Origin of the sequence: Natronorubrum halophilum (assembly GCF_003670115.1) — an archaeon.
Classification (GTDB): domain Archaea; phylum Halobacteriota; class Halobacteria; order Halobacteriales; family Natrialbaceae; genus Natronorubrum; species Natronorubrum halophilum.
This window is the reverse complement of the sequence record NZ_QQTY01000001.1, coordinates 1,086,131-1,104,576: the sequence shown is the minus strand read 5'-3', so window position 1 is coordinate 1,104,576 and position 18,446 is coordinate 1,086,131. Positions and strand designations below refer to the sequence as shown.

Genomic DNA, 18,446 nt, shown 5'->3' with positions numbered 1-18,446 from the left:
CTACTGGTCTTCTACGTTCTTCGCGATATCACTCAGGCTATCGCTTGGTGGCTCCCTGGCATCGTAGTAGGTCGTCTCGCCGGGGGATCGAAGTCCGTAGAGGAATTCGGGTTCGATAACGTCGACCAGTACCGACCCGCTCATCGACACGTCGTGGTCGTCGACCCACGTCGCAAGCCGGTCCGTCGCTCCGGTCGGATCGCGGGCCTGATCCGGCGTCTCGTAGACGCCCGGAATCGAAAGATCGTCGCCGGTTAACGCCCGTTCGACTCGTGCGAATAGCTCGTCGCCGTCGAGGATGATTCGGACGACCTCGTCGGTCGGGAACGCATCGCGATCGTCGGCCGGTACCTCGAGACGGACGCCGGTCGCCGTCTCGGTACACGTCGACCGAACCGTCCGTACTGACGGGTGGTCGCTCGAGATTCGATCTGCCATTGACGAAGCGAAAATTCGCGAGGGGGTTATTCGTCCTCGGCGTCACCGTCGCCGAGCAGCGAGTCGATGTCGGTGCTCCCGTGGTCGGTGACCGAGGCGTTGATCTGTGCGACGGCGTCCGAAACTTCGCGGCCGCGAACCGTGATTCGACGGCGCTCGCCGTCACGCGACGGTTTGTAGCCCGTCTGGCGCTCCTTCATGAGCACTTCCTTCAGGTTCGCGCCGGCGACCTCCGGGTTGAGCGGTCGCCCGGCGTTGTCGGAGCCGCCAGTGATCTCGAGCGTGTAGCCGTCGAGGCCGACCGCCCCGCCGTCGACTTCCTCGCCGATGGACTTGCCGATGAATCGGTTCGCGTCCTGTTCCTCCGCCTCAAGCTGGTAGGACGACCCGGATTCGGGGTCGCCGACGACGACAGTGAAACTTACCATACCCCACGGAAGACGGTCGTGGCTCAAAAGAACATCGATAGTCCCCGAACTGTCGCGCTGTCGTTCGAGAACGGCTGCTCCCGACCGGCGAACCGCCGTCCCTCTCCGTTCACTCGAACAGTCAAGTGCGTCGGCCACCTACGGTGAGACCGTGTTCATCGATCCCGGACGACTCGAGATCCGCCTGCGCGACGAGTTCGGCGGCACGAAGGGGCAATCCCGCGTGGTCGTCCGTCAGGCCGTCGACCTCGCGGATTCCGGCCAGTACACGGCGGACGTCGGGGCGACGCTGACGAACGACGTGGTCATCGAGGAACTCTCGGATGCGCCCGAGGGCGCGCCGACGGATCGGTGGAACTGGTGGATCGGCTCGCTCGAGATCGCCTACGGTGGCTACGGTCGATTCGGAATTCAGCGGTATCAAAACCGCGAGTGAGAGCGCGTTCGATTCCGGTTTCGAGAACGAACAGGACAGTAGAACCGAACGCCTGCTCTCTCCCTGACTGACCAGTCGACCCGTTCGTGACCGATTCGAGACCTGCGATGCGGTCATTATCGCCACCAACCGAAACACAGACCATCCTGCGAACCGATAGTCACGGCCCGATGACCGCACTCGCGTCCCAGTCGACGGCTGCGGCCACCGATACCGATCCTCGAGCGAACGCCGCTCGCGTCCTCCCGGGCGAGTCCATCTACCACGCGGGGGACGACAACGTCGACCGATGAGTGACCTCTCGCGGCCGATCTGGCCTGCGTATCCGCTGTCGGTGTTCGTCGCCGGCCTCGGTCACTGTTATCTCGGTCAGTGGAAACGCGGGGCGATCTGGTTCGCCTGCTACGGCCTCGCGCTCGCGTTTCTGAGCGCCCGGTCGCTGTCGGGTGCGCTCGGATTCAGCGAGCCGTTTTTCGTGACGGCGCTGCAGTTCGAGTCGGTCGACTACACCGACGTCGCCGTCCCGCTCGCAGTCTTGCTGGTCTGTCTGCTCGACGTCTACCTCGTCGGACTCGCAAAGCGGACTGCCTCGTTCGAGGGAGGACCGAACGGCCCCCGCTCGAACGGTCCGTGAGCAGCCGACGGAATCGGGTCGGACGCTGTAGGTTTTTGTGCGTGTGAGACGAATTACACGTATGTCCCGTCTGGGAACCGCCCTCCTGAAAGGTGCTGGCGTCCTCTTGCTCGCCCTCGTCGTGCTCGGTGTCATCGCGACGATCGTGAGTATCGTGCTGTCGATCGTCGCGGCGGTCGTCACGCTCGCATTCCTCGCCATCTGCGTGCTGGCGGTCGTCGGCCTCACGTCGTTACTTCGCGACGGTACCGACGACGATCCCGCGTCCGTCGGTCCCGACGCGACCGACGACGACCCGGCGGATCGACTCCGTTCCCGGTACGTCGACGGCCGACTTGACGACGATGAGTTCGAACGCGAACTGGATCGTCTGCTCGAGACCGACGATTCCGACCGCACGGACGGTCTCGGCGACGCCCCTTCGCGAACCGCGAGCGATCGCACGCGGCTCTGGGATCGCTAGCCCCGACCGCGAGTCGACCGCAGACGCGAGAGCGAGACGCCGCCCGTCGTCGCTCGAGCGACCGGCGTCGAAGAGAACTCTGTCCTTACTCCCGATCTAGCGATTCGATTCTGCGAACCACTTCGTCGGTCGTCTCGACCGGCGTATCGCCCGAGAGCGCATAGAGCACGAGTCCGAGCGCGCTCCAGCCGATGACAATGAGCCACTCGTAGGGCCAGACCAGCGCGGATTGACCGCCCGGCAGGTAGAGCGTGACGAAGATGCCGGTCAACACGAGCGCGACGACGCCGACGACCGACCCACCCGGCACCTCGTACGGACGGTCCATCTCCGGTTCGCGGTACCGGAGCACCAGAAACGAGACGGCGACGAGGAACCACGCGACGACGATGCCGAGTCCGCCCGCGTTGACGACCCACGTGAGCATCTGCTCACCGAAGAACGGCGCGAGCGCCGACAGACCGCCCACGAGCAAGATTGCGTTGCTGGGCGTGTTGTGTTGCGGGTGGACCGTCGAGAGGGATTCCGGGAGCATTCCCGACTCCGAGAGCGCAAAGAGCGCGCGGCTACCGCCGATGATGAACGCGTTCCAGCTCGTGAGGATCCCCGCGACGCCAGCCAGCGCCATGAGCTGTCCGATCGTCCGGCTATCGTACAGGACGGCCATCGCCTCCGCGGCGGGGAGCGAGCTGTCGACGAGTGCCGACCCCGAGAGGGCGCGACTCGAGCCCCAGATGACGGCGATGTAGAACAGGGCGGCCATCCCGACCGACAGCAGGATGAGGAGGCCGAGCGTTCGCGCCGGGACGTCGGCCTCCTCGGCCGACTGCGGGATGACGTCGAACCCGACGAACATGAACGGCGTCATCAGGATGACGGCGAAGATGCCGGCCGTTCCCGCGCCGAACGACGCGTCGGGCGAGGGTTGTCCGTTCGTGAACGCTCCAGCGATCAGGACGACCCCGGCGAACGCGATCACGACGGTCATGATGATCTGGAACTGCGCGGCGACGCGAATGCCGATGTAGTTCAGGTACGTCACACAGAGCGTGCCCAGCACGCCGACGAGGATCCAGGTCGCGTAGACGGGTTCGCCGGCGACGCTCCAGAGGGGAATCGCGTCGAATCCGGGAACGATAAACGCCATCGCCGACGGCAACGCGACCGCCTCGAAGGCAGCGACGGTGACGTAGCCGAAGATGATCGACCAGGTACAGACGAACGAGCCGATCGGCCCGAGCGCGCGGAGGCTGTAGACGTGTTCGCCACCGACCAGCGGCATCGACGACGCCAGTTCGCTGTAGATGATCGCGACGATGCCGACGACGACGCCGCCGGCGAGGAACGCGGCGATCGCTCCCAGCGGACCGCCCTCCTGGATCCAGTCGCCGGCGAGGACGATCCACCCCCAGCCGATCATCGCACCGAACGCCAGAATAAGCATCTCTTTTCGCCCTAACGACTTCTCGAGCCCGCTTTGTGTGGTATTCGACATAGTCAGTGTGACGTAGGTAACGTCTATCACGTACGCCCGTAATGTATCCTTTGGACGATGTTGCACCGAGTACGGCTATCCCGTTAGATAGTAAACCGTATTCCGCATACTGGGTTTTTATTGGCTGAACGTCGATCCGTGCGGCGAGGCGCGTTCGAATCGGCGCTCGTTCGTCGGCGATCCGCGCGTTCGCACGTGGTCTGCAACGCGTCCGAACGGCGACCGGAATCGATGGAGGAAAACGACTCGAGCACGGATAGACGGTAATGAAGCTTCGATTTCTCGGCGGCGCTCGCGAGGTGGGCCGAAGCGCGCTCCTCGTGAACGACGCCCTGCTTCTCGATTTCGGGATGCTGACGGCCGACCCGCCGCAGTTTCCGGTCGAGACGCCCGATCCCGAGGCGGTCGTCGTCTCCCACGGTCACCTAGACCACGTCGGGACGATTCCGGCCCTCCTCTCGGGGACCGCTCGGCCGTCGATCCACTGGACGCCGCCGACCGCCGAACTGGCCCGGACGCTCGCTCGAGACACGCTCAAACTGCACGGTGGCTCATACAACTGTCCGTTCACCGAACCCGACCTCAAGCGCGTCACGCAGGTCTCGGAGACGCACGGCTATCGGGAGCCCTTCGAGGCTGCCGGCCACGAAATCACGTTCTACAACGCCGGCCACATTCCCGGCAGCGCCCACGTCCTCGTCGACGACGGGGAGACGCGACTGCTCTACACCGGCGACTTCCACCTGGACGAGCAGGGGGACAGCAGTCGGGATGAGAGCGGTACGGATTCGAGACGCGACCGCTCGAGCGACCGCGTCTCGCCCGCAGGCGGACAGCGACTGGTTTCGGGCACGACCGCACGTCCCGACGCTGACGTCGTCGTCTGCGAGAGCACGTACTCCGACGTCGAACACGAGGACCGACGCGTCGTCGAGGAGCGATTCGTGGAGAGCGTCGAGACGACGCTCTGGGACGGCGGTTCGGTCGTCGTCCCCGCGTTCGCGATCGGTCGGACGCAGGAACTGATGCTCGTCTGCGAGGCGTACGACATCCCGTGTTACGTCGACGGAATGGGCAAACGCGTGACCGAGATGCTCCGGCGGTATCCCGAATACGTCCGCGATCCCGACGCGTTCCGGCGAGCGATCTCTCACGCCCGGTTCGTCACCGGCCAGCGCAAGAGCGGAACTCTTGCTGGCCACGTGAGACGGGGGCCGTCTCGCGGACAGCGAAAGCGAATCGTCGATCAGAAGGCGGCGATCATCACCACCAGCGGCATGCTCTCGGGCGGGCCGGCGATGACGTACATCCCCGAGGTCCGGGGGAACCCGGCGAACAAGATCGCGATGACCGGCTACCAGGTCGAGGGGACGCCCGGGCGCGACCTGCTCGAGACCGGCAGCGCCGAGATCGACGGTCGGGTGATGCCCGTCAGCGCCCGGGTCGAGCAGTACGATTTCTCCGCCCACGCGGATCGGGACGGGTTGCTCGAGTACCTCGAGTCGTACCGCGACAGCACGGTGCTGGTCAACCACGGCGACCGCTGCGAGGCGTTCGCGGCGGAGTTGCAGGGCGACGGCTTCGACTCGAGCGCGCCCGAACTCGGCGAGACCGTGACGGTATGATGGGCAGTGGAGTTGGCGGTTCGTCGGAGCTCGAGCGGCCGATCGAACCGGACCCAGGTGCGTTCGAAACTGGCCTGTGGGGTTCGAGCAGTCGCATCGATCCACCGAGACGGCGACCATCTCGAACGGACCCGGTCCTATCGACCGCTACGCCAAACTACTCGGTCGCGTCGCCACTCGTTTCGGCTAGATGAGTCTCGGGACCGGCGAGTTTCGTCGGGAGTACGGCCTCGTCCTCCTCGGGTCGGGAAGCTACACCTGCCTGATGTTCGTCTGGTTCTCGCTGCCGGCGTACCTCCCGGTGATCATCGACGACGTGGGACTCTCGAGCACGCAGGCTGGGATCCTCGCCGGGGCCGTCCCGCTGACGTACATTCCGATCGCCCTCCTCTCGGGGCTCGCGGTGGACCGGATCAGTCCCGGTCGGAGCCTCGCGGCCGGGGTGTTGCTCTACGGCGTCGCTCAGATCCTCAGAAGCGTTGCGCCCGGCTTTCCCTCGTTGTTCGCGACGACGCTGCTACTCGGCGTCGGCGCGACCGCGATCACGTTCGGCCTTCCGAAACTCGTCGGCGTGTTGTTCCCGCCCGAGAAGACCGACCGGCCCTCGTCGATCTACCTCGTCGGCGCTTCCGCGGGCTCGGCGCTCGTCTTCGCCGTCGGCCGACCCGTGCTGGGACCGTGGCTCGGCGGCTGGCGCCCGCTGTTCTTCTGGAGCGGCGTCGTCGCGGTGGCCTACGGGCTCTGTTGGTCGCTCGTCGCCCGCCGAGTGCGGATCGACGAGCGGATGGCCACCGACGATTCGTTCTCCCTCGAGTCGGTCGTCGCCGACCTTCGGCTGGTACTTTCCCACCGCGAACTCCAGTTGGTAGTCGCCATCGGGACGATGTACCTGCTGCTCAACCACGGCCTGCAGGGGTGGCTCCCGACGGTGCTCGAGTCCCGCGGGCTCTCGGCCGGGCCGGCCGGTCAGGCGACGAGCCTCTTGATCGGTGCCTACGTCGTCGGCGTACTCACGGTGCCCGCGGTGTCGCAGCGGTTCGAGTCGCGACGGCTCGCGCTAACGGGCTGCGGGTTCGTCGCGTTCCTCGGCGTCGCGGGGGTGATCGCCGGCGGTACCGGCGCGCTCGTGCTCCTCGGCATCGTCGTCACCGGGCTCGGAATCGGCGGGATTTCGCCGCTCCTCCGGGCGATTCCGCCGGATCTCGAGGGAATCGGTGCCCGGCTGACCGGAACGGCGGTCGGCTTCATCTTCGCCGTCGGCGAGATCGGCGGCTTCGTCGGGCCGCTGCTCATCGGGGTGTTACACGACGCCACGGGCTCGTTCGCGCCCGGACTGGCCGTGCTCGCAGGCGGGGGGCTCGTGGTCGTCCTCGCCGGCGCGGCGCTGTGGTCGCTGGATCGGTAGCCGAGCGGTTCGCCACGGCGCGGGCTACTCGGGGTCCAACGCGAACGTCGCGTCGCACGCAGGACACTCGAAGTCGGCGGCCTCGGCCCTCGAGATTCGCATGTGGTTCGTCTCGCAGTCGGGGCACTCGATGGTCCTGTCGTCGAGGACGGATATTCGAGAGAGATGGACGTCCTCGCTCTCGCGGGGCGCGCCGAGGGCCAGTGCGACGACCGGTTCGTCGCTAGCGTTGCGCCCGGACTGGAACTCGCCGGGGGCGAACCGGATCGCCTCGTTTTCGCTCACCGTGATTTCGGTTCGGTCGTCGCCGCTCGCTCGAGTCTCGAACGTGGCCTCGCCCTCGAGGACGACGAACACCTCCTCCTGGTCGAAGTGGGCGTGTACCGAGCCGCTGAATCGCTCGCCCGGCTCGAGGACGTAGCGGGTGATGTCGATCGCTCGAGCGACCAGTTGGACTGCGTATCGAACACTCGAGCGTGTAGAAGAGACACGAGGAAGCCGAATGGTCTGCAGTCGCTGGCGGCGGTGAATTCCACGTCCTCCCCAGCCGATTGCGGTCCTCGCTCCCGTCGGTCGCTGTGGTCCTCATCCCTCGCACGCATTCGTCGGCTGCCCTCACACTCGTTCGGCCGCCGACAGCGCGCGCCACCGCACGTGGTTCGATCGAATCCTCGACCACCAACCCCACCGCCAAGCGTTATCCCGCTCGCCGGCGTCCGTCCCCTATGGCGACCTCACCGCGAACCAACCTTCTCCGACGCACGCTCGCAGACGACGACGTCGCGCTCGGCGTCCTCGAGAGCACGTACAATCCCTCTCTCGTCGAGTTCTACGGCGAACTCGGGCTGGACTTCGTCTGGATCGATCTGGAACACGCCGGGCCGAGCCCGTGGGACGGCGAGCGACTGGAGGAACTGCTTCGGGCCGCGGACGTGACCGGGACGGAACTGCTCGTTCGGTTGCCGAAACCCGATCCGGGGATGGTGCGGAAAGCGCTGGATGCCGGCGTTCGATCCCTGTTCGTCTCCCGAATCGAGACGGCTGACGACGTCCGCCGGGCGGTTCAGGCGGCGCGATTTCGGTACGACGACGGTCCCGGAAAGCGAGGGTTCGCGGCCCCGCGTGCGAGTCGGTGGGGAACGACCGACGACTACGCCGACACTGAGGACGAGGAAGTCGTCGTCGGCGTGACGATCGAGAACCCGACGGCGGTGGCGAATCTGGACGAGATCCTCGCGGTCCCCGAACTGGGATTCGTCTTCGCCGGGCCGCTCGATCTCGCCGTGTCGACGGGGCATCCCGGAGAGCCGACCCACGAAGACGTCGAGGAACTGGTCGAGGAGATTCGGGAGGCGGCGCTCGAGGGCGACGTCCCCCTCGGCGGCCTCGGGTTCGGAATGGCGGACGTCAACGAGAAGGCGTCGTCGGGATATCAGCTACTGAACCTCGGGAGCACCACCGGCGCGTTGCAGGGCGTGGTGCAGTCGTGGCTCGACGAGTACGAAGAGCGATAAGGCGATACGGGGTGCGATAGGGCGACGGCCTCCCGTAGCTGGCGAGCCATCGCGGTCAGCGAACCCGAGCGGACGACGGAGAACGGGGCAGCAGGGTCAGTGCTCCGGCTCCGTGTCGCCCGTCCCAGGAAGCGCCTCGACGCGAAACAGATAGTCCGCGTAGACGCCCTCGAGGTTCGCGGGACTCTCCTCGGCGGTGTGCTCTCGGCACAGGGTTGCCGTCGCCTCGACGGCACCTTTCCCGGTTTCCTCCTGGTATCGTTCGACGACGACGAACGCCGCCTGCTCGCTGCACCCTCGGCGGTGACACGATTCGTCCGCTTCGTACTGCGCCTCGTCCGCCGCATCCTGTGGCGGTTCGGCTTCGTCGTCGCGGTCGCGCGCCTCCGCGACCTCCCGTTCCCGCTGGCGGTCCTCTACGTTACGGGATTTCTTGTTCCGGCCTTTTTTCGTATCTGCCATACAGTGAGACACGGGCCTGAGCGGGATAATGCTGTGGTGGGGTCGGTCCGTCGTCGGTGTGTCCGGCCCGGTCGGGTCACGACGGGTAACTACCGTTCCGAGTGCAGTCGCTCCGGGTGGCGTGCCTTCACTTTCAGCCCGGGTCTCTAAGCCGATATTTCGCCTCGAGTACGGACGAGGATTGGTACTGTATGTCAGAACTGAGTCCCGGTTTCCACGGGGTGGACGATGGACCGATCGACGAGCGTCACCGCGATCGAACGGCTGGGCGCGACCACTCCCGATGCGCGTCGCTCGATACGATCGTGACCGCTCGCACAACCGCGCGTCGTACCGCCCCAGGACGATAATTCATGTTCAGTTACTCGCTCGATACGGCGGCTGACGAATGGTCGGATCGGACGCGGGACCCGGCGCTCTCGAGGTCGGACTCCGATCTCTCTCGGTGGAAACGGATCGGCGCTGGCGCGGTCGGCGGCGCGCTCGTGGCGTTCGGCCTCGGACGGCGCTCGCTCGGCGGGGCGGCGATCGCGCTCGTCGGCGGCTGGATGGCCTACCGAGCCGTCGGCGCCCGTTCCGAGGGCTCCACCGGCGCGGAGACGGTCGCGGAGTCGATCACGATCGGTAAACCGGCGGACGAACTGTCGGAGTTCGCCCGCGACGCGGCGAACCTGAATCGCCTCGTCGGTCCGTTCGCGGACGTTACCGCGCTCGAGGCGGATCGCCACCGCTGGACCGTCCACGAGTCGCCCGATCAGCGCCTGTCGTGGGAAACCCGCCTCGTGGAGGATCGCCCCGGCGACCGCCTCCGCTGGGAACCGGCGGACGGGACGGCGTTGATCGACGGCTGGTCGATGTCCTTTCGGCCGGCCCCGGGTGACCGGGGGACCGAAGTGACGCTCGAGGTCGGCTTCGCTCCGCCGGGTGGTTCGCTCGGCACCGCGGTGATCGAGAAACTCGACGTCGTTCCCGAGTCGCTCGTCGGCGGCGTACTCGACCGATTCAAGAGCCTCGCCGAGACGGGGGAGATCCCGACGACCGAAGGGAACCCGTCGGCCCGCGGCCGGGGTGATCTGCTGTGAGCGACGAATCGATGCGAGCGCTCACCTGGCACGGCGAGAAGGACGTCCGCGTCGACGAGGTTCCGAAACCCGAGATCGTCAATCCGACCGACGCGATCGTCGAGATCACGGCCACCGCGATCTGTGGCTCCGACCTCCACCTCTATAACGGCAAGATGCCGTCGATGCGGGAGGGCGACGTGCTCGGCCACGAGCCGATGGGCGAGGTCGTCGAGGTCGGCAGCGAGGTCGAGACGCTGGAACGGGGCGATCGCGTCGTCGTGCCCTTTACGATCAGTTGTGGCTCGTGTTGGTTCTGCGAGACCGAGCAGTACTCGCTCTGTGACAACTCGAACCCGAACGCCGAGATGGCTCGCAAGATGATGGGGCACTCGCCGGCCGGCCTATTCGGCTACTCGCACATGCTGGGCGGCTACGCCGGCGGGCAGGCGGAGTACCTCCGGGTCCCCTACGCCGACGTCGGGCCGATCAACGTCGACTCCGGCCTGCCCGACGAGCAGGTGCTCTTCCTCTCCGACGTCTTCCCGACGGGGTACATGGCCGCCGAGAACGCCGATATCGAGGAGGAGGACACCGTCGCGGTCTGGGGCTGCGGCCCGGTCGGACAGTTCGCCATCCAGAGCGCCTGGATGCTCGGGGCCGGCCGCGTAGTCGCCATCGACCGCGTTCAAGAACGACTGGAAATGGCCCGCTCGCACGGCGATTCGGAAACCATCGACTACGAGAACGAGGACGTTTACGATCGGCTAATGGCGATGACCGGCGGTCGCGGGCCCGACCGGTGCATCGACGCGGTCGGAACCGAGGCCCACGGCACGGGTCTCGACGGGATGTCCGATCGGGTGAAAACGGGGCTGAAACTGCAGGACGATCGGCCGTACGTGCTTCGAGAGGCGATCAAGTGCTGCCGGAAGGGCGGCACGCTCTCGGTCCCCGGCGTCTATCTCGGGCGGACGAACATCCCCTTCGGATCGGTGATGAACAAAGCCCTGACGGTGAAGACGGGACAGACGCACATGCAGCGCTACCTCGATCCGCTCTTAGAAACGATCGAGGACGGCGAGATCGACCCGTCGTTCATCCTCACTCATCGGGCCGATCTCGAGGACGGACCGGACCTGTACGAGACGTTCAACGAGAAGGACGACGAGTGCATCAAAGTGATGTTGACGCCCTAGGGCGGTCGTCTCGAGACGTGACCGTCCGCTCGGATCACTGTTCGCCGCTTCGGAACGCATCAGCCCTTTGGCTCTTCGCGGATGAAACACGGGTATGTTCCACGGCGAGGAGTTCTGGCTCGTTCGCTTCCTCTTCCAGCGAGGGCTCGCGCTCTTATTTCTGCTGGCGTTTCTCGTCGCGGCGTTTCAGTTCCGTCCGCTGGCCGGCGAGGACGGCCTGTTGCCCCTCGAGTGGTACGCCGAGGGCGGGTCCGTTCGCGAGCGGCCGAGTCTCTTCTACTTCGTCCCGAGCGACCGGGCGATCGGGATCTGCGCGTGGACGGGAGTCGGACTGTCGACACTCGCGCTGGCGGGCGTTCCGTACTGGCTCCCGGAGCCGTATCCGACGCCGGTCTCGATGGTGCTGTGGGCTGCGATGTGGTTCCTGTACCTCTCCTTCGTCAACGCTGGCCAGACCTTCTACGGCTACGGCTGGGAGTCGATGCTCCTCGAGACCGGCTTCCTCGCGATTTTTCTGGGTGCCGGCGCGGTATCGCCGCCCGCGATCGTCTTCTTGCTCCTGCAGTGGGTGCTATTTCGGAACATGTTCGGTGCGGGCCTGATCAAACTCCGCGGGGATGCGTGCTGGCGCGATCTCTCGTGTATGAACTACCACTACGAGACGCAGCCGATTCCCAACCCCCTGAGCTGGTACGTCCACCACCGATCGGATCGCTTTCACCGCGTCGAGACGTTCGGGAACCACGTCGTCGAACTCGCGGTTTCGTTTCTGTACTTCGCGCCACAACCTGCATCAGCGCTGGCGGGTGCGGCGACGATCGGCTTCATGGGCTGGCTGATGCTCACCGGGAACTTCGCCTGGCTGAACGCGCTGACGATCGTCCTCGCGATCGCGACGTTCAGCGACGGCGTCCTCGAGGCCGTACTTCCCGTCTCCGCGATCGAGGCCGTACTGCCGGTTTCGTCGCCGGACCCGGTAGCCACGCCGCTGTATCTCGAGGGGGCGGCGGTCGTGGTCGCGGTGATCGTGATCGCCATGAGCGTCCGCCCGGTCGCGAACATGCTCTCGGAGAGCCAGACCATGAACACCGCCTTCGATCCGCTACACCTGGTGAACACCTACGGTGCGTTCGGTTCGGTGACGCGGGATCGCTACGAAATCGTGATCGAAGGGACGACGGACGGGCGGATCGACGAGGAGACCGATTGGGAGGCGTATCGGTTCAAAGGGAAGCCGACCGATCCCGGGCGGCGGCCGCCACAGATCGCGCTGTATCACCTGCGCTTGGACTGGCAGCTGTGGTTCGCCGCCATGGCACCGACGCCGCGTCGACACCCCTGGTTTCCGCGATTTCTGGCGACGTTGCTCGAGGGAGACGAGTCGATACGCGGCCTGCTGGCCGAGGACCCGTTCGCCGGGCGGGAGGAGGGGCCAACGCACGTTCGGGCGACTCGGTACCGGTACCGGTACACGACGCCCGAAGAGCGAGCCGAGACCGGGGACTGGTGGCGTCGAGAGCGGGTGAGGACGTACGTCGAGCCGGTGACGCCCGAGGACTTGCGGATTCGCGGTCCGGGGCTGTAACGCTGATGTCGTGGGGACGCCCGGTTGTGGCTCACCGATCCTGATCCGACTGTCGGTCTCGGCGCGCCGGCGGCGTCTTCGACATGATTTGGCCCCACTTGTCGCGGTTGTCAGCGACGCGGCGATACCCCCATTCGCGGACGCGCTCGTAGTCCTCGAAATTCCGGAGGAAGTCGATCCCCTCGCGCACGGGGCCGTCGCGGTCGTAGCGGCGCAGCGCCTCCTCGATCGACGCGCCACAGGAGTAGACGCGGTCGTCGGTTACGAAATGCGAGCACTCCTCGTAGTACTCGGGCAGTCGCTCGCGGAGGTCGGGATGGTCGGGCAGGTCGCTGAAGCCGACGATGCGGACGTTCGTCCGCTCGTCGAAGTAGTCGGCCCACCACGTACAGAAGCCGCAGTCGTCGTCGTAGACGAGCGTTGGCTGGGTCATGGATGGGCGTACGGGCTCGAGACACTAACGCCTGACTCGACATCGTCGGGGTGTCGAAGGGAGCGGGAGGGCGGGATACTTGATCCGGGACGTCGAAGCCGACCCTATGGAGCGGTTCGTCCGGTTGATCGTCGCCGGCGGCGTCGTCCTCGTCGTCGCGCTCTGGCTCGCGGCGCTGTTCGAACGGGGATCGATGCTCTGGATCGTCGGAATCGCACTCGCAGTTCTCGGGACCGGGATGCTGACCGCGGGGATTTTCAGCGAACTCGAGGCGAGCGCGCTGTCGCTGTGAGGGCGCTCTCTCGGCGGACAGCGAACCCACGAAAGTCAGGTCGTTCTTCGGTCCCGCCCGGCGTGGCTCGACGGGCCGACAACCGTGCGGTGAGAAGCGACCCGTCGGACTGCCAGAAGGTTATTGGTGGTCGTGACTAATCGAGAGCCATGAGTAGCGCGGCGCGGCTCTCGGAACCGCAGGTGCTGGCCCACACCAAGCGGCGGCTCTTTCCGAGCGACGAGGACGATGGGCCGTCGTACGTCGTGTCCGACACCCAGTTCTCGAAAGCGGAGTGGCTCCCCGGCCGTCCCGTCGAGCCGGCTGTTCGCGACGTTCTCGCGCCGTTTAACCACGTCCAGATCGGCGGCGGCTATCCGGATCTGGTCGGCGTGCGTGCGCTCGAGTCGGACCTGCTCGCCGTCGAACGGCTGGGCGACGAGCCGCCGCTGATCGCCATCGAGGCGAAAGGGGAGACCAGCGGCGGTGTCGATACCCAACTCGGGATCGTCCAGGCGTACGACCGGCTCCACGAGGCCAACGCGGCGTACTTCGCCGCACCGATAGCTGCGATCACCGAAACCGATCGGACGCTGGCGCGGGAGTTGAACGTCGGCGTCCTCGGCGTGGACGGTGCGGGGGAGGTCGCGGTGCTCGAAGTCCCGCGGGTCGTGGGCAATCGGACCTCGAGCGACGCCACGGCGTTGCGATTTCAGGCCGGGGCGCAGGGGGTCGCGGACGCGTCCTTCAGTCTGAACCATCCGAAGAACTACCTCGGCTACCCGCTGGCTCACACCGCTGCGGGCGATACCGACACGCTGCTGTCCGAGTACGAGGTCGTCAACGCGGTCGCGGAGGCCAGACGGGGCGCTACGTTCCTGGGGCTGATCGAAGACGGTGTCAGCGTCGAGTTGACGTCGCTCGGCCAGGAGGTAGTTCGCTTCGCGAAAGCGCGCTGTGGCTCCGTCGAGGCGGCGCTGTCCGAGTTCGAGGACTGGTACCGATCCTCGAGACGCTTCGTCGAGGTCGCGCCGGCGTGGGGCCAGTTGGCGCGGCGGGTGGTGTTCGAGTATCCGGCGACGGAGTTGCTCGTGACCGAACTCCAGACCATGCACGACGACTGGCTGCCCGAGCCGTCGCTCGTGGACTTGCTCGAGCACCTGCACACGCTGCATCCGACGTTCGCGATCGAGTTGTTCGTCCGCGGCGACGACGACGTTCGGAGCCGGGTGTTGACCGAAGACGGGGCGCTTCGGCGCGAGGCGCTCGAGGACGGACACGTCTACCACTCGCCGACGGTGTTTCAGCTCAAGGCCATGCTGTACCACACCGGGATTCTCACTGAGCGAGGGCGAGAGCCGAATCGGCTCGAGCCGCTCGAGGACGTCTGGGCGCTTCGGGAGCCGGTTTGACCCGGCTCTGCTATCTCCGTCGGTGAGAGCTTCGGTTTCTCGAAGGCGAGTCGAGGGAGTCTACGTATCGTTCCGGTCGATCTTCGGGCGGTGGCGTGCGCTGTCGATCGTGTCCGAGCGATAGCGAGGAACGATCGTACGATACCGCGCGAGAGATGAATGAGCGAGAGCGCGGCGCGTAGCGCCGCGGACGCGAACGGCGTCGCCGTGAGCCCGCGAGCGGACGAATCGGCTGGGGAGGGTGTGGTGATTCATCGCCGCCAGTGTGAGCAGCACGCTCACTCTCGCCAGTACAGTGTTACAACTGCACTTATAGCGCGGGCCGACGGCTCAGAGTGAGTCCTCGAGTCTCTCTGGATTCGGTTGGCCGTCCGTTCTGACACTCGTCTCCAGCCATCTGGTCGGTCTTCGCCACACGCCTCGGTGCGTCAAAATCAGAGTCGGCTGGATGGTCCGAGAGCCGAGCGATCGGTTTTGTTGCTAGCCGTCCGATAACTGCTGCATTCTTCGGTTTCGACGAATACCGCCACGGGCGAAGCCTAATACCACACGCTTAGACTGCTGTGGCTAACTCTCCCACGTTGCAGTCTACTCCTCGTCCTCGAGTTCGGCGACATCGAGTTCGCCCTCGAGATACGACCGACCGCGATCGGAGAGCCGATAGATCCCGCCGCTTTCATCATGGTATTCAACGAGACGACGATCTCGAAGCGTCATCAGATGGTCTCGAACAGTTTGACGGCTCCAATCGGTGTTCTCTGCGATAATCCGGGGCGACAGAACGAGTTCGTGTGGCCCACCCTCGTTAGTGAGCAACTCGAGGATATCCCTATCGACCGGCGTCATCCAGTCTGCCAACCTCGGGCGCATCTGTTCCGAAGATGTTCTCTCCCCGTTTGACTATTTTCATTGGGTGTTATGGAGAAACAATATAGTTTTTTTACAAACAATGCTGTAGCTAGGTTTAAAATGTCTGCAAACAGCTCTGTGTAACACGGGAACGACACGCGGGTCCGTCTACGGACTGACCACGCGGAAAAAGCGGTCCGGTGTAGTGGCACCGAGCCGCAGCAGCTCCCGTAACTCTGGTACGGAAGCCATGTTCACCGACGATTCACGGAATCTTGAAAGCCTCGACCGATCTGGAGCATCGACATCAATCACTCGAGTTCGCACCGACGGCGGAAGACCAACCCGACCCATCCGCGAGCGACTCGAATCGATCGACCATCTCACGCGCACGCTGCTCGTGGACATCCAGCAAGTCACGACCACCGAACTCGCGGATGTCGACGACGAGACCCGGCAGAAAGCCGCGCGACATATCCGCGAGGTCAGAGCGGAGGTAAGCCACGCTGGGCTCGCATTGTTTGGCCCGGCGTCGTCGATCCCTTACCGGCCACCGGAGAATTCCGAACACGGTATTCCCTCCACCGACCGTCAGGGATCGATCGTAACGACGTACTCCGGTCCGGCTCCGGGGGCCTTCGAGCACGAACGGAAACGCCAATGTAAGCGGGACGGTCCGAATACCGACAAACCTGATAGCGAACGAAGTGACGACGAATGCGATTGTAACGAACAGACTGATGACAGTCAAGTGGACAACGACGAACGAGCTGATAATTATCGGAACGACGAACGGAACATCCGAGAACAGGGTGATCACGATGAGTAACGACCACAGCACTGGCCGTTGAGCACTCGGTCCCCTTCGCGACCAGTGTGACGAACTCGCGGGCCGTGTTGTCGACCTCGAGTGCCTCGAGAAGATCACAAGAACCGGTGCAGTACCAGATCAGTACTGATCGCGCTTGTTAAAACGGCGGTTTCGGTTCACCCTACGGAGGTTCCTATTACCCACGCAGGACGGCGATCCTCACACCGATTCGAACCCGTGCATCCCTCGGTGTGCAGCGAGGAACGTCGCGTGCGGCCGCTGCTCGTCGGCGGTAGGCAACGTCAGTTCCTCACCCTCGAGTCGCGAAAACTCCTCGTAGCCCTCGAGGTCGAGGACGCTGTCACTGTAGAGAAGCACGGCTCGTCGACCGAAATTGCAGACGGGTCTTCGGACACGATGGCACACCACTCGGCGGGCGTTCTGCTACTGCGATGATTACGCCGATGGGCCGCTATCGGCGACGCCGTGGGAGCTATCGCCGCCGATCGTCACCGGCTCGAGCGAAATCTCGAGTCCGTCGTCGGATCGTTCGACGGTGACCGTGTGGTCCGCGTATACGAACTCGAGCGTCGAAAAACCGGCGCTGGACGTACAGAGCGTGTCGAGATGTTCGGGATCGACGGCGTGATAGAGCGGCTCGAGGTCGAGCGGATCGATTCCGTCTACCTGAGCGATGAGATCGACGACGGCCATACTTGGTTGCTGGTCGTCGGTCATCGCTACTGTCGTCGAACGGGATGCGTTCATCACTACTGCTGTTGGGACCGGGAGTAAAGAAAATAACCCAATATTTCGACCCGGGTTCACCAGGCAAAATCACAGTTTGATCGCGTGTGATGTTGACGTGAGTAGCGTCTCGTCGGATTCCAGTGGGGTGATTTCGGTAGCGCCCTCCCCCTCGAGAGCCCCGCGTTACTCCCGTCGCGGGACTTCGTGTCGACCGAAGCCGTACCGGAGTCGGTTCGCCAGTCGCCGCGAGAACCGGCCGTCGTCGGCCCGCGAGCCGAAGCGCTCGGAGAGCGCCGTGTAGATCAGCGGGAGCGGGACCTCCTGTTCGAGAGCCTCCTGAACGGTCCAGGTCCCAGTCGAACCGCCTTCGATGCGATCCGCGACGTCGCCGAGGTCCGCCCCTTCCTCGCGGAAGGCTTCCTCGCAGAGCTCGAGCAGCCACGAGCGAATCACCGCCCCGTTGTTCCAGACCGACGCCACGTTCTCCAGGTCGAGGTCGTACCGGCCCTCGTGGAGCAGTTCGAATCCCTCGCCGTAGGTCTGCATCAGCGCGTACTCGACCCCGTTGTGGATCATCTTCACGTAGTGGCCCGAGCCCGCAGGCCCCATTCGCTCGTGGCCGTCAGGGCCGGTTGCGACGGCATCGAAGACGGGTGCGAGCTCGTCGTAGGCCCACTCGGGGCCGCCGACCATGAGCGAAAAGCCGAGTTCCGCGCCCGCGGGGCCGCCCGAGGTCCCGCAGTCGAGATAGGCTGCAGCACAGGTTTCCGCCCGCCGAACGGAGTCCTCGAAGTAGGAGTTCCCGCCGTCGACGACGATATCGTCGTCGGTCAGGTGACCCTCGAGTTCCTCGAGCGTCGCGTCGACGGCTCCGCCCGCGGGCACCATGAGCCAGATGCGTTTTTCCGTCCCGAGTCGGTCCACCAGATCCGCGATCGAATCGGCCGGCTCGGCACCCGCGTCGGCGGCCGTCGCGACGGCTTCCGGCTCGAGGTCGAAGGCGACGACGTCGTGGCCCGCTTCGAGCGCGCGATCGACGACGATCTGTCCCATGCGTCCGAGTCCGATTACGCCCACTTGCATGGGAGTCACTCTGCGGGGGTGTGAGGTAGTGGTTGTGATTTGGAGGCCGCGGTCGCGAGCCGCCGTCGAAACCGACCGGTGGCCGCACTGAT

At 65.2% G+C, this 18,446-nt stretch carries 23 protein-coding genes; 12 read left to right on the top strand and 11 right to left on the bottom strand.

Annotation, left to right across the window (positions count from 1 at the left end; genetic code table 11):
- Together DWB23_RS05255 and DWB23_RS05250 are read right to left on the bottom strand one after the other, a co-directional pair.
- The gene (locus DWB23_RS05255) at positions 1–438 is read right to left on the bottom strand and encodes a DUF7112 family protein (RefSeq protein ID WP_121741724.1); all 438 of its coding nucleotides are present in this window, start codon (positions 436–438) and stop codon (positions 1–3) included.
- Between the two features lie 26 nt (positions 439–464).
- On the bottom strand, positions 465–866 hold the full coding sequence (locus DWB23_RS05250) for a 30S ribosomal protein S6e (RefSeq protein WP_121741723.1): 402 nt from the start codon (positions 864–866) through the stop codon (positions 465–467).
- A gap of 151 nt (positions 867–1,017) precedes the next feature.
- Here DWB23_RS05250 and DWB23_RS05245 point away from each other — a divergent pair, with 151 nt between their 5' ends.
- The 4 genes from DWB23_RS05245 (at position 1,018) to DWB23_RS05235 (ending at position 2,399) form a co-directional block, all read left to right on the top strand.
- A complete protein-coding gene (locus DWB23_RS05245) occupies positions 1,018–1,302 on the top strand; it encodes a hypothetical protein (RefSeq protein WP_121741722.1) in 285 nt (94 codons plus the stop codon).
- Between the two features lie 170 nt (positions 1,303–1,472).
- A complete protein-coding gene (locus DWB23_RS23695) occupies positions 1,473–1,595 on the top strand; it encodes a hypothetical protein (protein WP_275086288.1) in 123 nt (40 codons plus the stop codon).
- Positions 1,592–1,936: a hypothetical protein gene (locus DWB23_RS05240; RefSeq protein WP_121741721.1), complete on the top strand. Its 345-nt coding sequence runs from the start codon at positions 1,592–1,594 to the stop codon at positions 1,934–1,936. The genes DWB23_RS23695 and DWB23_RS05240 overlap by 4 nt, the downstream gene beginning before the upstream one ends.
- Before the next feature lie 61 nt (positions 1,937–1,997).
- Complete coding sequence (locus DWB23_RS05235; protein ID WP_121741720.1) at positions 1,998–2,399, top strand: SHOCT domain-containing protein; 402 nt, start codon at positions 1,998–2,000, stop codon at positions 2,397–2,399.
- 85 nt (positions 2,400–2,484) lie between these two features.
- Here the strand turns inward: DWB23_RS05235 and DWB23_RS05230 are convergent, their stop codons facing one another.
- Positions 2,485–3,894, bottom strand: a complete 1,410-nt coding sequence (locus tag DWB23_RS05230; RefSeq protein WP_121741719.1) for an APC family permease — start codon at positions 3,892–3,894, stop codon at positions 2,485–2,487.
- 266 nt (positions 3,895–4,160) lie between these two features.
- Here DWB23_RS05230 and DWB23_RS05225 point away from each other — a divergent pair, with 266 nt between their 5' ends.
- Positions 4,161–5,519, top strand: a complete 1,359-nt coding sequence (locus DWB23_RS05225; protein ID WP_121741718.1) for an MBL fold metallo-hydrolase — start codon at positions 4,161–4,163, stop codon at positions 5,517–5,519.
- 190 nt (positions 5,520–5,709) lie between these two features.
- Entirely contained in the window at positions 5,710–6,924 is a 1,215-nt protein-coding gene (locus DWB23_RS05220; RefSeq protein WP_121741717.1) for an MFS transporter, read from the top strand.
- A gap of 24 nt (positions 6,925–6,948) precedes the next feature.
- Here the strand turns inward: DWB23_RS05220 and DWB23_RS05215 are convergent, their stop codons facing one another.
- Complete coding sequence (locus DWB23_RS05215; protein ID WP_121741716.1) at positions 6,949–7,437, bottom strand: cupin domain-containing protein; 489 nt, start codon at positions 7,435–7,437, stop codon at positions 6,949–6,951.
- Between the two features lie 212 nt (positions 7,438–7,649).
- Here DWB23_RS05215 and DWB23_RS05210 point away from each other — a divergent pair, with 212 nt between their 5' ends.
- Positions 7,650–8,438 carry an HpcH/HpaI aldolase family protein gene (locus DWB23_RS05210; protein WP_121741715.1) on the top strand — a complete coding sequence of 263 codons (789 nt, stop codon included), beginning with the start codon at positions 7,650–7,652 and terminating at the stop codon, positions 8,436–8,438.
- A gap of 96 nt (positions 8,439–8,534) precedes the next feature.
- Here DWB23_RS05210 and DWB23_RS05205 read toward each other — a convergent pair whose 3' ends face one another.
- Positions 8,535–8,900 (bottom strand): hypothetical protein, encoded by a 366-nt coding sequence (locus DWB23_RS05205; RefSeq protein ID WP_121741714.1) that lies wholly within the window; start codon positions 8,898–8,900, stop codon positions 8,535–8,537.
- A 353-nt stretch (positions 8,901–9,253) separates the two neighbouring features.
- Here DWB23_RS05205 and DWB23_RS05200 point away from each other — a divergent pair, with 353 nt between their 5' ends.
- The 3 genes from DWB23_RS05200 (at position 9,254) to DWB23_RS05190 (ending at position 12,745) form a co-directional block, all read left to right on the top strand.
- Complete coding sequence (locus DWB23_RS05200) at positions 9,254–9,982, top strand: SRPBCC family protein (protein ID WP_121741713.1); 729 nt, start codon at positions 9,254–9,256, stop codon at positions 9,980–9,982.
- 11 nt (positions 9,983–9,993) lie between these two features.
- Positions 9,994–11,160 (top strand): zinc-dependent alcohol dehydrogenase, encoded by a 1,167-nt coding sequence (locus DWB23_RS05195; RefSeq protein ID WP_121741938.1) that lies wholly within the window; start codon positions 9,994–9,996, stop codon positions 11,158–11,160.
- 94 nt (positions 11,161–11,254) lie between these two features.
- Positions 11,255–12,745 (top strand): lipase maturation factor family protein, encoded by a 1,491-nt coding sequence (locus tag DWB23_RS05190; RefSeq protein ID WP_121741712.1) that lies wholly within the window; start codon positions 11,255–11,257, stop codon positions 12,743–12,745.
- 31 nt (positions 12,746–12,776) lie between these two features.
- Here DWB23_RS05190 and DWB23_RS05185 read toward each other — a convergent pair whose 3' ends face one another.
- Positions 12,777–13,178, bottom strand: a complete 402-nt coding sequence (locus DWB23_RS05185; RefSeq protein WP_121741711.1) for a thiol-disulfide oxidoreductase DCC family protein — start codon at positions 13,176–13,178, stop codon at positions 12,777–12,779.
- Positions 13,179–13,284: 106 nt separating this feature from the next.
- Here DWB23_RS05185 and DWB23_RS05180 point away from each other — a divergent pair, with 106 nt between their 5' ends.
- Entirely contained in the window at positions 13,285–13,470 is a 186-nt protein-coding gene (locus DWB23_RS05180) for a hypothetical protein (protein ID WP_121741710.1), read from the top strand.
- A gap of 149 nt (positions 13,471–13,619) precedes the next feature.
- Complete coding sequence (locus tag DWB23_RS05175) at positions 13,620–14,861, top strand: hypothetical protein (RefSeq protein WP_121741709.1); 1,242 nt, start codon at positions 13,620–13,622, stop codon at positions 14,859–14,861.
- 588 nt (positions 14,862–15,449) lie between these two features.
- Here the strand turns inward: DWB23_RS05175 and DWB23_RS23845 are convergent.
- The 5 genes from DWB23_RS23845 to gnd all read right to left on the bottom strand — a co-directional run bounded on the left by DWB23_RS23845 (position 15,450) and on the right by gnd (position 18,354).
- Positions 15,450–15,578 carry a hypothetical protein gene (locus tag DWB23_RS23845; protein WP_338067801.1) on the bottom strand — a complete coding sequence of 43 codons (129 nt, stop codon included), beginning with the start codon at positions 15,576–15,578 and terminating at the stop codon, positions 15,450–15,452.
- 439 nt (positions 15,579–16,017) lie between these two features.
- Positions 16,018–16,530: a hypothetical protein gene (locus tag DWB23_RS22895; RefSeq protein WP_162989752.1), complete on the bottom strand. Its 513-nt coding sequence runs from the start codon at positions 16,528–16,530 to the stop codon at positions 16,018–16,020.
- A 210-nt stretch (positions 16,531–16,740) separates the two neighbouring features.
- On the bottom strand, positions 16,741–16,899 hold the full coding sequence (locus DWB23_RS22890; RefSeq protein WP_162989712.1) for a hypothetical protein: 159 nt from the start codon (positions 16,897–16,899) through the stop codon (positions 16,741–16,743).
- 78 nt (positions 16,900–16,977) lie between these two features.
- Positions 16,978–17,289: a HalOD1 output domain-containing protein gene (locus DWB23_RS05155; RefSeq protein WP_162989751.1), complete on the bottom strand. Its 312-nt coding sequence runs from the start codon at positions 17,287–17,289 to the stop codon at positions 16,978–16,980.
- Positions 17,290–17,454: 165 nt separating this feature from the next.
- Positions 17,455–18,354 (bottom strand): phosphogluconate dehydrogenase (NAD(+)-dependent, decarboxylating), encoded by a 900-nt coding sequence (gene gnd, locus DWB23_RS05150; RefSeq protein WP_121741706.1) that lies wholly within the window; start codon positions 18,352–18,354, stop codon positions 17,455–17,457.
- Positions 18,355–18,446: the final 92 nt, after the last annotated feature.

Bases quoted from the DNA above. Each gene is read 5' to 3' on its own strand.
- DWB23_RS05255 (WP_121741724.1), bottom strand. From the start codon at position 438: ATGGCAGATCGAATCTCGAGCGACCACCCGTCAGTACGGACGGTTCGG.
- DWB23_RS05250 (WP_121741723.1), bottom strand. From the start codon at position 866: ATGGTAAGTTTCACTGTCGTCGTCGGCGACCCCGAATCCGGGTCGTCC.
- DWB23_RS23695 (WP_275086288.1), top strand. From the start codon at position 1,473: ATGACCGCACTCGCGTCCCAGTCGACGGCTGCGGCCACCGATACCGAT.
- DWB23_RS05240 (WP_121741721.1), top strand. From the start codon at position 1,592: ATGAGTGACCTCTCGCGGCCGATCTGGCCTGCGTATCCGCTGTCGGTG.
- DWB23_RS05235 (WP_121741720.1), top strand. From the start codon at position 1,998: ATGTCCCGTCTGGGAACCGCCCTCCTGAAAGGTGCTGGCGTCCTCTTG.
- DWB23_RS05230 (WP_121741719.1), bottom strand. From the start codon at position 3,894: ATGTCGAATACCACACAAAGCGGGCTCGAGAAGTCGTTAGGGCGAAAA.
- DWB23_RS05225 (WP_121741718.1), top strand. From the start codon at position 4,161: ATGAAGCTTCGATTTCTCGGCGGCGCTCGCGAGGTGGGCCGAAGCGCG.
- DWB23_RS05220 (WP_121741717.1), top strand. From the start codon at position 5,710: ATGAGTCTCGGGACCGGCGAGTTTCGTCGGGAGTACGGCCTCGTCCTC.
- DWB23_RS05210 (WP_121741715.1), top strand. From the start codon at position 7,650: ATGGCGACCTCACCGCGAACCAACCTTCTCCGACGCACGCTCGCAGAC.
- DWB23_RS05205 (WP_121741714.1), bottom strand. From the start codon at position 8,900: ATGGCAGATACGAAAAAAGGCCGGAACAAGAAATCCCGTAACGTAGAG.
- DWB23_RS05200 (WP_121741713.1), top strand. From the start codon at position 9,254: ATGTTCAGTTACTCGCTCGATACGGCGGCTGACGAATGGTCGGATCGG.
- DWB23_RS05195 (WP_121741938.1), top strand. From the start codon at position 9,994: ATGCGAGCGCTCACCTGGCACGGCGAGAAGGACGTCCGCGTCGACGAG.
- DWB23_RS05190 (WP_121741712.1), top strand. From the start codon at position 11,255: ATGTTCCACGGCGAGGAGTTCTGGCTCGTTCGCTTCCTCTTCCAGCGA.
- DWB23_RS05185 (WP_121741711.1), bottom strand. From the start codon at position 13,178: ATGACCCAGCCAACGCTCGTCTACGACGACGACTGCGGCTTCTGTACG.
- DWB23_RS05180 (WP_121741710.1), top strand. From the start codon at position 13,285: ATGGAGCGGTTCGTCCGGTTGATCGTCGCCGGCGGCGTCGTCCTCGTC.
- DWB23_RS05175 (WP_121741709.1), top strand. From the start codon at position 13,620: ATGAGTAGCGCGGCGCGGCTCTCGGAACCGCAGGTGCTGGCCCACACC.
- DWB23_RS23845 (WP_338067801.1), bottom strand. From the start codon at position 15,578: ATGACGCTTCGAGATCGTCGTCTCGTTGAATACCATGATGAAAGCGGC.
- DWB23_RS05155 (WP_162989751.1), bottom strand. From the start codon at position 17,289: ATGAACGCATCCCGTTCGACGACAGTAGCGATGACCGACGACCAGCAA.
- gnd (WP_121741706.1), bottom strand. From the start codon at position 18,354: ATGCAAGTGGGCGTAATCGGACTCGGACGCATGGGACAGATCGTCGTC.